This is a genomic window from Mycobacterium simiae (genome assembly GCF_010727605.1).
Taxonomy (GTDB): domain Bacteria; phylum Actinomycetota; class Actinomycetes; order Mycobacteriales; family Mycobacteriaceae; genus Mycobacterium; species Mycobacterium simiae.
Map to the genome: position 1 here is coordinate 1,452,628 of NZ_AP022568.1, position 14,000 is coordinate 1,466,627.

Annotated in this window: 14 protein-coding genes; 3 read left to right on the forward strand and 11 right to left on the reverse strand. The window is 64.0% G+C overall.

Annotated elements, in window-relative coordinates:
* Positions 1-47 precede the first annotated feature (47 nt).
* The 11 genes from G6N33_RS06580 to G6N33_RS06630 all read right to left on the reverse strand — a co-directional run bounded on the left by G6N33_RS06580 (position 48) and on the right by G6N33_RS06630 (position 8,988).
* Positions 48-821, reverse strand: coding sequence for a hypothetical protein (locus tag G6N33_RS06580; protein ID WP_101528481.1), 774 nt, complete (start codon positions 819-821; stop codon positions 48-50).
* Complete coding sequence (locus tag G6N33_RS06585; protein WP_155945933.1) at positions 818-1,816, reverse strand: hypothetical protein; 999 nt, start codon at positions 1,814-1,816, stop codon at positions 818-820. The genes G6N33_RS06580 and G6N33_RS06585 overlap by 4 nt, the downstream gene beginning before the upstream one ends.
* Positions 1,813-3,792, reverse strand: a complete 1,980-nt coding sequence (locus G6N33_RS06590; RefSeq protein WP_044510035.1) for a hypothetical protein — start codon at positions 3,790-3,792, stop codon at positions 1,813-1,815. The genes G6N33_RS06585 and G6N33_RS06590 overlap by 4 nt, the downstream gene beginning before the upstream one ends.
* A 19-nt stretch (positions 3,793-3,811) precedes the next feature.
* Positions 3,812-4,267 carry a hypothetical protein gene (locus tag G6N33_RS06595; protein ID WP_163771419.1) on the reverse strand — a complete coding sequence of 152 codons (456 nt, stop codon included), beginning with the start codon at positions 4,265-4,267 and terminating at the stop codon, positions 3,812-3,814.
* 76 nt (positions 4,268-4,343) lie between these two features.
* Entirely contained in the window at positions 4,344-4,634 is a 291-nt protein-coding gene (locus G6N33_RS06600) for a hypothetical protein (RefSeq protein WP_044510033.1), read from the reverse strand.
* Positions 4,635-4,648: 14 nt separating this feature from the next.
* Positions 4,649-4,918 carry a hypothetical protein gene (locus G6N33_RS06605; protein WP_044510032.1) on the reverse strand — a complete coding sequence of 90 codons (270 nt, stop codon included), beginning with the start codon at positions 4,916-4,918 and terminating at the stop codon, positions 4,649-4,651.
* Between the two features lie 66 nt (positions 4,919-4,984).
* A complete protein-coding gene (locus G6N33_RS06610; RefSeq protein WP_044510031.1) occupies positions 4,985-5,812 on the reverse strand; it encodes an ESX secretion-associated protein EspG in 828 nt (275 codons plus the stop codon).
* Positions 5,809-6,885 carry a PPE domain-containing protein gene (locus tag G6N33_RS06615; RefSeq protein WP_044510030.1) on the reverse strand — a complete coding sequence of 359 codons (1,077 nt, stop codon included), beginning with the start codon at positions 6,883-6,885 and terminating at the stop codon, positions 5,809-5,811. The genes G6N33_RS06610 and G6N33_RS06615 overlap by 4 nt, the downstream gene beginning before the upstream one ends.
* Positions 6,886-6,924: 39 nt before the next feature.
* A complete protein-coding gene (locus tag G6N33_RS06620; RefSeq protein WP_081662191.1) occupies positions 6,925-7,221 on the reverse strand; it encodes a PE domain-containing protein in 297 nt (98 codons plus the stop codon).
* A gap of 15 nt (positions 7,222-7,236) precedes the next feature.
* Complete coding sequence (locus G6N33_RS06625; RefSeq protein ID WP_044510028.1) at positions 7,237-8,634, reverse strand: WXG100 family type VII secretion target; 1,398 nt, start codon at positions 8,632-8,634, stop codon at positions 7,237-7,239.
* 69 nt (positions 8,635-8,703) lie between these two features.
* Positions 8,704-8,988, reverse strand: coding sequence for a hypothetical protein (locus G6N33_RS06630; RefSeq protein WP_049919175.1), 285 nt, complete (start codon positions 8,986-8,988; stop codon positions 8,704-8,706).
* Between the two features lie 365 nt (positions 8,989-9,353).
* Here G6N33_RS06630 and G6N33_RS06635 point away from each other — a divergent pair, with 365 nt between their 5' ends.
* From G6N33_RS06635 to G6N33_RS06645, 3 genes are all read left to right on the forward strand, one after another.
* Positions 9,354-10,274, forward strand: a complete 921-nt coding sequence (locus tag G6N33_RS06635) for a class I SAM-dependent methyltransferase (RefSeq protein ID WP_044510026.1) — start codon at positions 9,354-9,356, stop codon at positions 10,272-10,274.
* Positions 10,275-10,285: 11 nt separating this feature from the next.
* Entirely contained in the window at positions 10,286-11,473 is a 1,188-nt protein-coding gene (locus tag G6N33_RS06640) for a CoA transferase (protein ID WP_044510025.1), read from the forward strand.
* A 274-nt stretch (positions 11,474-11,747) separates the two neighbouring features.
* Positions 11,748-13,991 carry a SulP family inorganic anion transporter gene (locus tag G6N33_RS06645; protein ID WP_044510024.1) on the forward strand — a complete coding sequence of 748 codons (2,244 nt, stop codon included), beginning with the start codon at positions 11,748-11,750 and terminating at the stop codon, positions 13,989-13,991.
* Positions 13,992-14,000 lie beyond the last annotated feature (9 nt).

A 14,000-nucleotide genomic window follows, 5' to 3' on the forward strand; every position in this document is an offset into this window, starting at 1 on the left:
AATTGCTCCTTCGCACAGTGGGTTCCAAATCGCAGGTCGACCTCCAGCTAGCCACGCCGGAACTCCCGAAGTATTGCCACATCATCGGCGATGAGCCGGTTGATCTGCTCGGTCAACAACGGTTTCGTCATGGGCCGTGCGTGAGAGTTGTCCGGTGCATAGATGTAGTCGCCGTCGTCAATGACCCGCACCCATACCAAGGCTCGCTTTCCGCGGTCGAGCCCCCACCTACGGGTTGGGCGCCAATGACTTTGGATTGTCGAATAGGCCGACACTGCACTGGCCGGAATGATGGCCTCTCTCGTCGAGGCCGCCTTGTGCTGCACCACGAAGGCGCCGCCGTCGAACTCGGCTTGGCCTCGTGGAATGTATTCCGGTATCACGATTTCCGGGTGGATTCCGGGCTGAGTCAACGATACCGCGTCGGCAATGGCCGTGCCCAAATCATAGGGTGACAGCGAATACACATCGACCAGATCGTCGCCAGGTCGCTGCTCAGCAAAGAAGCCCAGATGCCCTGACCGATAAGCTATCAAGCGCTGGCTCGGCGAATCGGCCGGTATGAATTGAACGTGGCACTCCACCCTGATGTCTGCGGACTCGTAGGCGACCATGCACTCCATAAAAATACTCAGATCGCCGTGATTGAACCGGTCCGGCACTGCGCTGGTATAGGACAAGGCCTCGTCCCGAGTGGCGAAACGCGGACCTCGGGTGAACATGAAGGGATAGGGCATGAAATCGCGGCCGTAAAACTGGCTGATCGCGTTCAAGTCCACCAGATCGATGGTTCCGACCCGATCAGCCAGGACCCCGCTCATGCGATCACCTGAATTATGCCGTCGCTGGACACGCGCGGGGCCCGTATCAGTCTCAGGACTATCGCGGTTGCGCTGAGCTCGTATTCGACGGCCAGCAGCAGGACGATTGAATCCGCCCTCAGGCTACCGGTCTGTGCCAACCAGATCAGCCCGTCCGCTTGCGTGCTCACACCCAGATAGCCGTGATCAAGGTTGTGCTGATGAAGCTCTTCCGCCCAGGGCAGCCCAATCAGGTTCGCCAGTGACTGAAAGGGTTGTCCGCTGTCTGAGCCTTGTGGCACGAAATGCGTGACATACTGCGGGCTCAACTTTGCCTCAGCCAGCGCCGCCCGTATCGCGCAGAGGAACATACGAAACGATTGACGCATCGAGTCGAGCGAACGCGCCTCCGTCGCGCGAGCGTACGCACGATGAAAGTCGTCGGCATTGGTATTTTCCCAATATTTTTCGTGAATCCGCCAGTCGTCGGCAACGGCCGGATAGCTCGCGGTGCCACTACCCATCAGCTTGGCGAAGCCCGCCTCGCGTGAGATGACCGTAGCGTAGGACACATCCGACAAGGGCTCGCCGCCAACGGTTCTCGAGTTCACAAAGCGATCGGTCCAAGACCAGTTGTCGGCACCGGTACACAGCGAGTAGCCGGCGTCATCGAGCAATCGTGCAGCCAATAGCCACGAAGTGAGTCCACCGGCGCAATTTTGCTTCATCTCCAGCGCATTGCCATGGCATCCGACGATGCCGTTTTGGATGTAGTGATGGACAGGCCAACCCTGGCTGCCTTGGGGCCCGATGCCGGCGTGCACGAGCCAATGCACGCGATCCACGTCGACGTCGGCGGCCGCGAGCGCTGCCTTGCCGGCTTGCACAGCCATGTCCGCAGGCGTGCTCCCAGGATGCTCGCAGATGGCGCGCCAGTGGCAATCCGGGGCCACTTCGGTATCCACCAGCGGGCGCGGACTGGGCCGCAGGACGGCAACCGACTGAAGCGATGTCACCGCCCGACCTCGGTGCGTTGCTCGGACGCCGTCCGGCGCGTGTAGCTGACCGCCAGCGGTCTAGGCACCGACGGCGCCGGTGGAGTCGGGGTCCGCTGCGTAGGCTCGGGCTCGTCTGGACCGTCGTCACCGATCACTGGGACGACGGCGTCGACCTCACCGAGGACGAGTTCACCATTCTTCTTGCGGCGCAGCGCTTTATTGGCCTTGTGCTCCTTGCCGCCGGGCCCGCGTTGCCCCCCGCCACCGCCACCCGGCGGTGTGCCCCCAGGCGAAGTGCCGGCGCCCAACGGACCACCGGCACGCGCCGACGAGCCCGGGAATTCGGTTCCCTTAGTCGCGGCCGCCACCGGCGCACCGGCAGGCGACAACGTGTCGCGCCCATGAGATCCGATGCCGGCGCCACCGCCTCCTTCATGGCCGGCACCCGGGCCCGGCCTGCCGAGCGCATCGAGGTCCTTCCCGCCGGGCAGGCCAGCACCGGGCAGGCCAGCACCGGGCATGCCGCCCTGGTTCCGCCCCGCCCCCAACGCCTGCTGCAGTGGTTCCTCGAGCCCTTGCGCCGCTTGGCTCAACCCGCTGCCCAACCCCGATCCGCCGGAACCAGCCGAACCACCGGAGCCGGCGAAGCCACCAGATGGATTGGCCGGGGCACCGAGGGGGTTACTGGAACCGCTGAACGGGTTAGCAATCCCGGTGCCGGTGGGCGTAACGAAATCGCCGGAACCTGCGCCCGGATCTGCGCCGCTGCTAAACGGATCGGTACTGCCGACGTCGTTCAGCGACGGATCATCGCCAGATCCATTGAGAGCGCTGGTAAGTGCGGCGGTATTCGGCGGCGTCGTGTTCGGCAGGGGGAAGTCTCCGGAGCTCCCCGTCGGATCACCCGAGGGATCGATAATTCCGCTATCACCGGACGGGCCAAGACCATCCGAGCCCGGCGGTGCCGTGGTGTTTAGGTCACTCAACGGCGGCGGCGCCGTGGTGTTCAACCCAGTCAACGGCGGCGGCACCGAAGCAGCCAGGTTCGTCAACGGCGGCGGCGCGGTGTTCAAGTCGGTCAACGGCGGTGGTGTGCCATTCAGGCCGCCGGACGGCGGGGGCGGGCCCGCGTTCGGATCACCGGGTGGAGGTGTGGTGGTCAGGTTTTGCGGTGGCGGTACAGGCGGTGGTGGGGGAGGCGGTGGCGGTGGGGGTGGCGTGTTATTCGCGCCTTTCCCATCACCGGAACCGTTGCCGCCGCCGGAATCGCCGCCCCCCGGGCCGGGATCCGGTGGCGGCGCCGGGTCGTTGGTCGGCGTAGCGAAGCCGGGATTGTTACTGGCGATACTCGAGATGTTCGGTGCGTAAACCGTATTCATCACGTCTTGTGCAAACGAGTCGTAGACGTTGTTGATCTCGTCGACTTCGTTCGGCCAACGATCTATCGAGGTTCGATAGCCGTTGATATTCTCATCGAGATACCATTGCGTCTGAAAAACCGTGTGGGAGAAGGCGTTGATCAGGAGCCCCAGCGCATTGGCTCCAGAGGAAATATTCGCCACGTCTGGCAGCGACGCGGTGATGTTCTGTATCGCGGCATCGTGCGTTTTGCCGACCCACTCGTTCTTGGCTTCTTGCTGGGCGAGTTGTTGCTGAAACGCTTGCGACGCCTCGAGAATATTGCTGGCGACCTGTTGTAAAGTGTTGCCGCTGTTGTTGTCTAAGGTGCCCGAAGCGTTGCTGAAGGCCTGCCACATGTCCTCGAAGGAGACGGCACCGAAGTCCTCGATGTCGACGCTGGCCGGGTTCGCCGTGGTCCCGCTAATACTTTGCAGTTCGTTCTGCGCGATGGCGAGGGACGTGACATCGCTATTCGTCAGAGTCTCCCAAACCCCCCAATTGGCGCCCGGTGTATTCTGCGCATCTTTGCCGGAGTTGATGAGATCATTGATTTGTTCGGCGGTAAGAGGCGGTGGCTTTTTATGGTGTGACATAACTACGCGGCGCCCCAGACTAGCCGGCTCCGGTTAGGCGGTCGCAGGCCGCCTTCACTGTTGCCGAAAACTGTTGAAGATATGACAAGTACTGGTTGACCGATTGTTCGATGCCATCGAGCCCGGAAATATCGAGCGCTAGATTGTTCTTGGTTTGGATCGCCGATCCAAGCGCGCCAGGGTCGCCCAAATTCGGGAGATTCTTGATGGTCGTCAGCTGTGTGTTGAGCGCGTCGTGAAAGGTCTTGACGATGTTGAGGTATGCATCGCGCGTCTGAGTGGACAGTTTCAGGTCGACCGGGCCATTCTTCTGTAAGTCCGTGAGCCCGCTGTTCAATGAACTGATATCGGTCCCGCCGCCGTTCGTGGAACCGCCATTCGTGGAACCGCTATTCGTGGAACCGCCGTTCGTGGAACCGCTATTCGTGGAACCGCCGTTCGTGGAACCGCTATTCGTGGAACCGCTGCTCGCCATCAGTTGCGCCAATCCTTATCGTTCAAAGCCTGGATGCCCGGACTCGTCGAAGACGAGCCCGGGCTCCCCGGCAATCTCAGAATGCTGCTGCGTTTTGAGCGTCCAGCGCCTGCATGGCAGCCTGTTGCGCCTGCGCCTGCTGCTGCGAGACGGCCATGTTGTTCAGCACGTCGTCCAGCATCGCGTCCAAATTCTGATGCGCCTGACTCAGAGCATCCGCGCCGGCGCCCTCGTACACGGTGGCTAGCACGCTGAAGAGATTGTTGATGTCAGACCGGACTTCCTGAATCCCGCTGACCATACTCGTCAAGTCATCCAGAGAAGCATTGTTGGCCGCGAAGTTGTATTGAATGTGGTCGCTGGTCATCGTTTGTTACTCCTTTAGCCGTTGTCCAGATTTGCCACAGAGCGGATTTGCGCTGAAGCGGTTTCTACGATCTGGTTGAGGTTGCTGATTATTTGATTAATGTCCTCGTTCTGCGTGGCCGAGGTCTGGCCGTAAGTTGTTGCGCTGCCGCCCTGCCAGGCAGAACTGAGCATCTGCTGCTGGCTGTCTTCGATCTTCTGCAGCGTCGCGACCGCCTGATTGCGAGCGTCTTCAATTTGCTGGATTTTCGACTGTGCCTCAGCCTGCGTAAGTGCAAGTGTCATTGCCTCGTGCCGTTCCCTTTCTCATTCGGATGTTTTTTGCCCGTGCGGCGACGCGCGCGTTGGGTGCTAAATTGCGCCCCCACCGCAAGCCGCCCACCCCTCCTCGGCGAGTCCGACGAGTTGTCCGATCGCTTGACCGAAGACATGGTCGGAACCCGGTTTGAGGGTGGTCCACAGTTCCCCTGTCGGAGATGCGCTCGGCGCACCGATGATGCGCCCACGTTTGGTGTAGAACACCGCCACCGCGGCCGGACCGCGTGAAATCCGGTCTTCGTAATCGGCCAGTGCGGAATAGACAATCTCGACGAATGCTTGACGCGATGCCATTGCGGACCCCAGCAGCATCGCGGCGTCGGAGTCGGCCCCCAGAGCACGAATCCGGTCCGCCAGTGCCAGGGCGTCATGGGTGCCGGTCAAACATTCCGACATCATCTGCAGCGGCGCCCCGACAGGCAGAATGTCCGCCGGTCGGCCCGGTGGTAGTTCCGCTCGAAGCGCCAGCGTTGCATCGCCTAACTCGGTGCCGTGCCCGATCATTCGCAACTGGATCTCGGCTCCGATCCGACGCGCGAGCACGCAGAGCGACCCGCGCCGCACCACACTCACCCGCGCTATACCATCGGGCGTCACCATCCGCATCACCAGCGCCCGATCGGGACGCTCCAGTGCCTGCAGCACCGGCGGCAAGTCGGGGTGCACACCGTCTAGGGTGAATAGCTTGCGCGACAACAACTCTCGCGAGGCCTGCCGGAATGCCGCAGCACGCACGTCCACTGTGCCGTGCCGCGGTCGCGGCGGCAGAACAGCCGGAAGGTCGTGGACGCCGACGCGCAGCGCCGCCACCCGGAGTTGATCCTCAGTCAGCGTCAGCCGATTCGCGAGGGCTGTGGTCACAGCGTCAGCCCCTTGTCGACACCGATCACCGGTGGTGAAACCCAGCGATCGGAGACCTGCTCCAGTGTCGGTTCGGGCGCATCGGCAAACTGGGGCGGTTCCGGCTCGCCGGGCGCCACGAGTTCGTCGAACAAGGAGGAATCCGGACCCCAACTCGCGTGCGACACCACGAACGGCGCATCGCTGCGTTGCGCCGCCGGCAGCCACGAGGGGTTGTCCTCGGACAGGCCGGCGCCGCTCTCACCACCGTCGTCGAGGGTGGTGACCAACGATGATTGGTGCTCGCGGGAGTTGGCCCCGCGTCCGAGGGCGGCCATCGGGCCGTATCCGGTGCCCATCGGAGCAGTACCTGACAACCCGGCGACCGACCCGCTGGTGCGCGACGTCTTGGTGGCGCTAGTCGACCTGACCTCGGTTGCGCGAAACGGTGCCAGCGGAGGCGGCGCCAAGCCCGCTGCGGCGCTGTGGGCTCCGACGCTGCCGGCGTGTTCGTCGGCGTGCGCCTGCTGCTCGGCCTTCAGCGCGCCACCGTCACACACCGCGGGCGGAGGCGGCTGGTCCCACGGCGCGGCGAGCGCCTCACACGCCTCCTCGTATCCGTACATCGCCGCCGAAGCGCTCACCTGATGGGTTGTCACCGCCTGATCGAGCTCGGCGAATTGCCCGTTGAGGATCGCCCCGTTGTACGCGGCGAGCGACGTCATGACGTCATGGGCTGTCTGCGCCTCGACGGCCTCGGAGATGCTCGGCATGCCAAGCACCGCAACACTGTAGGCAACGGCCGCCTCCTCGGCGCGCTGCCCATTACCGGCCGCGCTCAGGCTGATCGACTGCAGCCATTCGCCGAACGCTTCGAGTTTGCGGGCCGCCGCATCGGCCCCACGGCTGGCGAACGCGCCCTTGATCTTGTCAACAATTTTGTTGTAGTCCTCGGAAATGCTTGCCCATTCGTCGGCGACTCGCACCCAGGCGGCACCAGCCTGCCCGACCGACATCGGACCGGGTCCGTCGGCGAGGTCGCGGGCAAGCTGCTCTGCACTGCGCGATTCCCATGCGACATTGGTAAATCCCATGCCTAGACCTCCTTTCCGAGCTGAGGGGACGGCACCGTATCAAACAGCGAAGTCTTGTTCGGCTGCCACCACGTTGTCGGTGTGCGCCCGCAATGTCGCGGCCACCTGCCGGATCTCTTTTGTTGCCTGATCGGTCGACTTGCCGAACGACGAGTGAACTTCGTTGAGAGTCGAAGCGACCCGGCGGGACACCTCGTCGCGCGCCGGAGCCACGGTGGTCAGGTTCGCCGCTTCGTTCTGCATCAGTTTTTCGGCGCGGGCCGCCAATTGGTCCAGTTGCCGGGTCGCGTCGGCCACTTCCTCGGGCTGCATCCGCAATTCAGCTGAGCTTGTCATAGCGAAACTCCTTACTTAAATCCTCAATTCGATGTCCGGGCTGGCGACTGTTTCCGGCTGTCCGATCACAGCCGGGGCAACGCTGCCGAGATCGCCGACGATCTCATCGCCTTGGTCAGAGGTATGCAGGAATGCCGCGGCAGTGTGGCTGCGCCCCGCGCTGGCCCGGGCGCCGCCCGCCATTGGTGCACCACCCATCATCGGGGCTCCGCTCATGGGCGGTGGCGACAACGCACCGGCACTCATCGCTTCGGGGGCCGCATCAGTCACCGGAACGGTCGGCGCCGACGACAACCGCGACTGGATGGTTTCCAACGGAACTCCGCTCGGCGGAACGATACCCGCGCCTCCGCCCCCTCCGGCGCCAGACCTTCCCGCGCCTGGGTTAAGGCCGGACGGCCCACCGGAAGCTCCAGGAGCCCCCGACGGCGTCGGAACACCGGCACCGGCACCGGCGCCTTGCATGGCACTCGTTGCCGCGCCGACGCCTTCCATGGCGGGCATGGCAACCGCCTGCACCAGGGGGGTGAACGCCGACGCAGGTGCGGAGCCCGCGGCGGCGGGAGCGCTGGCTGCCGCACCTGGTGCTGCAAGGAGGTTGGTGCCCAGCCCCGATACGGCGGTCGCCGCCGACGACGGAGTACCTGCCGTGGCAAGTCCCGGGCCCGTTATCCGCGCCGAACTCAACGACACCGGAGCTCCGACCGCGGTGGTGTTAGCCGATTCAGTGCCCAGGCTGCCCTGCAATTCGGTCATCACGGCGGTGGACATCGTGACCGCCTGATTCGCGGCCGCGATTGCCTGGGCAATTCCCCACGGGAAGATGATGTTTGGCCCGATCGCCGCGATGGTCGCCGAAAACTGATTCAGGATCGCGATGAGCTGCGACTGTGCCTGCTGCACACTGGCTGCTGCCGTGGACAAGCTGTTGCTCAAAGCGGTTGCCTGACTGGATACTTGGGTGCCATCGGTCAGTGCGGCACTGGTTTGGGCCATGGCCGCGGTCGCGGCGTCCCCTTGCCAGGCGCCGGCGACGTTGGCCATGGCCGGCTGCACCAGTTGCGCCGCCGAGCCGAGCGTGTTCGAAATGCCGCTCAGCATCTGGGACGGATCCAGATTCGAAAACACACCGGGTCCCAGCATCCCCAGAGCATCCGTGACGGGCTGGATCATCTGAGTCAACAGGCTGGTCAACATGCCGGTCATTTGGTTGCCCGTTGCGCCGGGAGGCGGTGCAGCGGGTGGGGGCGCATCCGACGGCGGCGCAGGTTGCGGCAACGGCGGCACACCTAGCTGCGCCAGGATGTTCTGCACCGGCTGATTCAGGTAATCGCCGAGGTCGGATTCACTCGCGTTGATGATCGGCCCCGGGTCGGCCCCGGGCGAGGTCTGCGCCGATTGATGGCTTGGCACAGTTGAAGATATGGGCGTGACCGGGGGTGGCGACGCCGCTTGTTTGATTACTGGCATACCTGCCCAATGTCACAATTCGTCGGCGACTACGAAAGACGCGTTGGCGGCCTGCGTCGCCGCCCCGATGCCTGCATGCACCCGCCCCAGCTGCAGGGTGGCTGCCAAATTGTTGGCCTGGGCCGGTGCGTAGGCGGCTAGATAGCTTGCGCCTATCGGACCCAGCGCAGCGGCCGCCGCAGCCAGCATTCCGCCAGCATCGGCAGAACCCGAGGACGAGATCGCCTCTCCGGCAGCGGCATTGGTGGCAGCGAAAGCTTCGAGTGCTGGCGGAATCACTGAAAGGACCACGTGCATAACCCCCTTCGCGACGCCAGGCCGGACCGGCCCACGCCGCATCTCTAAGACGACCAATCTAAGACGACCAAGGCGATGCCCCTTCACATTAGCGCGGCTCCACCGCGGATTTTGGGCGCGCCGCGACACTGACAACGATGCCTGTCCTCACAGCTGAGCGGGTTTGACTCTCAGCGACCCGCGTGACGATCGCGCCATGGGCGCTGGCTAAAAGTGCTGGCATAGAAGCACTTTCGCAAACGCAATGGTGATAAGCGCCTCGGGCGTGAACCGGTGCCCCTAAAAGCACCCACCGGGCAACGCCGAGCAGCGCGCGGACCGTATCGTTATCCGTCTAACCAGTACGAACCGGAAAGGATGCGTCCGTGGCGCGAAGCGACAATGACACCTGGAATTTGGCGACGAGCGTGGGGGCCACCGCCACCATGGTTGCCGCCGGACGGGCACGGGCCACCAAGGACCGACTCATCGATGATCCGTTCGCCGAGCCGCTGGTGCGCGCCGTGGGGGTCGACTTTTTCACCCGATGGGCCAACGGCGACATCGACACCACCGACGTCGACGAGCCCGGCGCCCCGTGGGGCATGCAGCGCATGACCGACTTGCTGGCGGCGCGCACCCGCTATATCGACACGTTCTTCGCGAAAGCCCAGGACGACGCGGCTCACATCCGCCAAATCGTCATCCTGGCTTCCGGCCTGGACGCGCGCGGATATCGACTGCCATGGGCGCCGGGAACGATCATCTTCGAGATCGACCAGCCGGAGGTCATCGAGTTCAAGACCGCGACGATCGAAGCGCTGGGCGCTGCGCCCACCGCCGAGATTCGAGCCGTTTCGGTCGACCTGCGCCACGACTGGCCATCGGCGCTTCAGCAGGCCGGGTTCGATACCGGCAAGCCCGCCGCATGGGCTGCGGAAGGGTTACTCGGGTTCCTGCCGCCGGCCGCCCAGGACCGCCTGCTGGACAACATCACCGCGCTATCAGCCGAAGGCAGTCAGCTGGTGGCCGAGGTGTTCATGAACACCGGCTCGAATCAGAACGCGCTGAACAGGGCCAGCCGGCGCTGGCGGGATCATGGGCTCGATATCGCACTGGACGATCTGGGCTTCCCTGGGGAACGCAACGACGTCGCCGACTACCTGCACACCCTCGGCTGGCAGCCCGCGTGTACCCCGCTGAACGAATTGTTGGCCCACAACGGATTACCGCAACAACCCGATGGTGACGACGCCCCGTTCGCCAAGAACTATTACTGCAGCGCGGTGCTGCGCAAGGCAGGCTAAGGAGGGCCACCATGCCAAACGACCAGCCACCCAAGCCGCTAGACGGTTACCGGGTACTCGACTTCACACAGAACATCGCCGGCCCGCTGGCCGGGCAGGTCATGGCCGATCTCGGCGCCGAGGTGATCAAGGTCGAGGCACCCGGCGGGGAAGCCGCCCGGCAAATCGTCGCGGTGCTGCCCGGCCGCCCACCGCTGCCCACGCTGTTCTGGCCGCATAACCGCGGAAAAAAGTCGGTGGCGGTGGATCTGACCGACGATGCAGCCAAGCAACAGATCCTGCGGCTGGTCGACACCGCGGATGTGGTGCTCGAGGGGTTCCGACCCGGCGTCATGGAGCGGATGGGCTTGGGTCCCGAAGATTTAAGAGCCCGCAACCCGAAACTGATCTACGCACGCCTCTCCGCTTACGGAGGCAATGGTCCGCACGGCAGCAGGCCGGGGGTCGATCTGATGGTCGCCGCGGAAGCGGGCATGACCACCGGCATGCCCACGCCGAGCGGGAAGCCGCAGATCATCCCGTTCCAGCTCGTCGATGCGGCCAGCGGTCACGTGCTGGCACAAGCGGTGTTGGCCGCACTGCTCAACCGGGAACGTCACGGCGTGGCCGACGTCGTGCGCGTCGCGATGTACGACGTCGCGGTCGGGTTGCAAGCCAGCCAGCTCACGATCCACCTGAACAAGTCCGGCGAGCAGCCCAACCCCAGGCGGGAGGCGGCGCCGACGACCAAGAAGCGCAAGGGTGTCGGCTTCGCCACCCAGCCATCGGACGCCTTCAAGGCCGCGGACGGGTATCTGGTGATCAGCGCGTATGTGCCCAAGCATTGGGCGAAGTTGTGCGAGATCATCGGGCGGCCCGACCTGCACGAAGACGAGCGGTTCATCGACCAGCGTTCCCGCGCGATCAACTACCCGGAGCTGACTGAGGAACTCGAGTCGGCGCTGGCCACCAAGACCGCCGCCGAATGGGTCGAACTGCTGCAAGCGGGTGGCCTGATGGCCTGCCTGGCCTACACCTGGAAGCAGGTCGTCGCAACCCCGTTGTTCGCCGAGAACGAGCTCGCACTCACGGTGGGCAGCGGCGACGATGAAATCACCGTGATCCGCACACCGGCGCGCTATTCCAGCTTCGCCGCGGCGGCCGCCGACCCCCCACCCGCGACCGGCGAGCACAACAACACGTATCTGACCGAGTCGTGATTCCCGCGCGGGATTCTCTTTGAATTGCCAATGACAGATGCGGTTGTCACTGTGCCAACACCTGGCTTTCTTTGAGTTGTCGATGAATACCTAGGCGTTTGTCGAGACCTTCCGACGAGCGGAGAAAGCTTTCTCACACGAACTAGCCGCAGGCGGCGCAATGTCTTGCCGTTTGCTGATATGTCTTGCCGCGGTTCTGGGGGCCGGTAACCTCGCATTGACACGCGGCGTTCTACCGGTCATAAAGGGTTTCTTCAGCCGGAGGAGTCGACCTATGAATGCGTCTGTCACGAATGTCGCAACAGCAGCCAAAGGCCCGTCGCTGCTGCAAAATCTGCGGCACGACGTGCCCGCCTCGCTTGTCGTCTTCCTTGTGGCTCTACCCCTTTCGCTGGGTATCGCAATCGCCTCCGGCGCCCCGCTGGCCGCAGGTCTGATCGCCGCGGTCGTCGGCGGCATCGTCGCCGGCGCACTCGGCGGGTCCTCAGTTCAAGTCAGCGGCCCCGCCGCTGGCCTGACCGTCGTGGTCGCCGGGCTGATCGACGATCTCGGCTTTTCGATGCTGTGCGTGATGACGGTCGCGGCGGGGGCACTGCAGATCGGGTTCGGGCTGAGCCGAATGGCTCGCGCAGCGCTGGCCATCGCCCCGGTGGTGGTGCACGCGATGCTGGCAGGCATCGGTATCACAATCATGCTGCAACAGATTCACGTCCTGCTGGGCGGATCGTCCCACAGTTCGGCATGGCAGAACCTCATCGCGTTGCCCAGCGGCATCTTGCACCACGAACTGCACGAGGTGATCACCGGCGCGACGGTCATCGTCATCTTGTTGGCATGGTCTCGACTACCCGCCAAAGTTCGGATGGTCCCCGCTCCGCTGGTCGCTATCGTGGTGGCCACGACACTCGCAATCGCCGCGGGCCTCGATACCGATCGAATCTCACTGTCGGGCAACTTCTTCGATGCCCTCGGTCTGCCGCACATCGGGAGCGCGTCACCCAAAGGCAAGCCGTGGATCGAAGAGGCCAACGACATCATCGTGGGTGTGCTGACAATCGCACTGATCGCCAGCGTCGAATCGCTGCTGTGCGCGGTCGGTGTGGACAAACTGCACGACGGCCCGCGAACCAACTTCGATCGGGAGATCATCGGTCAGGGCACCGCGAACGTGATGTCCGGACTGCTGGGCGGGCTGCCCGTCACCGGCGTCATCGTGCGCAGCTCGGCCAACGTGGCCGCCGGTGCTCGCACCCGGATGTCGGCGGTGCTGCACGGTGTGTGGATCCTGGTGTTCGCCTCGCTGTTCACCAATCTGGTGGAGCTCATCCCCAAGGCCGCACTGGCTGGACTGCTGATCGTGATCGGCGCCCAACTGGTTAAGCTAGCCCATATCCAGTTAGCTTGGCGGACAGGCAATTTCGCGATATACGCGATCACAATCGTGTCCGTGGTCTTTCTCAACCTCCTTGAGGGGGTGGCCATCGGACTGGCCGTCGCGATCGTCTTCCTGCTGGTCCGGGTGATCCGCGCGCCGGTCGTGGTGCAGCCAGTCGGAGACGAGCAGTCCACGCAGTGGCGGATCGACATCGACGGCACACTCAGCTTTTTACTGTTGCCCCGCCTGACAAAGGCGCTGGCATCGGTTCCTCAGGGATCCGAGGTGACGTTGAACCTGAACGCGGATTACATCGACGACTCCGTCTCCGAGGCCATCGAAGATTGGAAACGCGCCCATGAGGCCCGGGGTGGTGTCGTGGCCATCGTCGAGACGACCGCCGCAACGTTGCGTGAAGCCCATGCGCACCCGCCGAAGCGCCACTTCGCCTCGGACCCGATCGGGCTGGTCCCGTGGAAGTCCGCGCGTGCCCGCCTTGTCGGTGCCGGCGACGCATCCATCCTCGACCGCATCGACGAGTATCACCGAAACGGCGCTGCCGTTCTGCATCACCACATTTCCGGGCTCAAGGGTTCACACGACCCGTATGCGCTTTTCCTGACGTGTGCCGACTCGCGCATCCTGCCGAACGTCATTACCGCCAGCGGCCCTGGCGATCTCTACACCGTCCGAAATTTCGGCAACTTGGTGCCGACCGACACCGACGACCGATCCGTCGACGCTGCACTGGAATTCGCCGTCGGCCAGTTGGGCGTGCGATCGGTGGTGATCTGCGGACATTCGCAGTGCGCCGCGATGAAGGTGCTCATCGACGACAGCATCGACCGCGCGAACACATCCATGGGGCAATGGCTCGAATACGCCAGCGAAAGCCTGGCCGCCTATCGCGACCACCATCCGGCCCGCCGGAGCGCGGAAGCCGTCGGCTACTCCGAGGTCGATCAGCTCAGCGTGGTCAACGTCGCGATTCAGCTGGAAAGGCTTACCCGCCACCGCATCGTGGCGGAACCGGTCAAATCCGGCGACTTGCAGGTGGTCGGCATCTTCTTCGACATCCCGACCACCCGGGTGTACGAGGTCACCCCGCGCGGCATCGTGTGCGCCGAGGAGTCGGTCCGGTAGCTGGCGCGC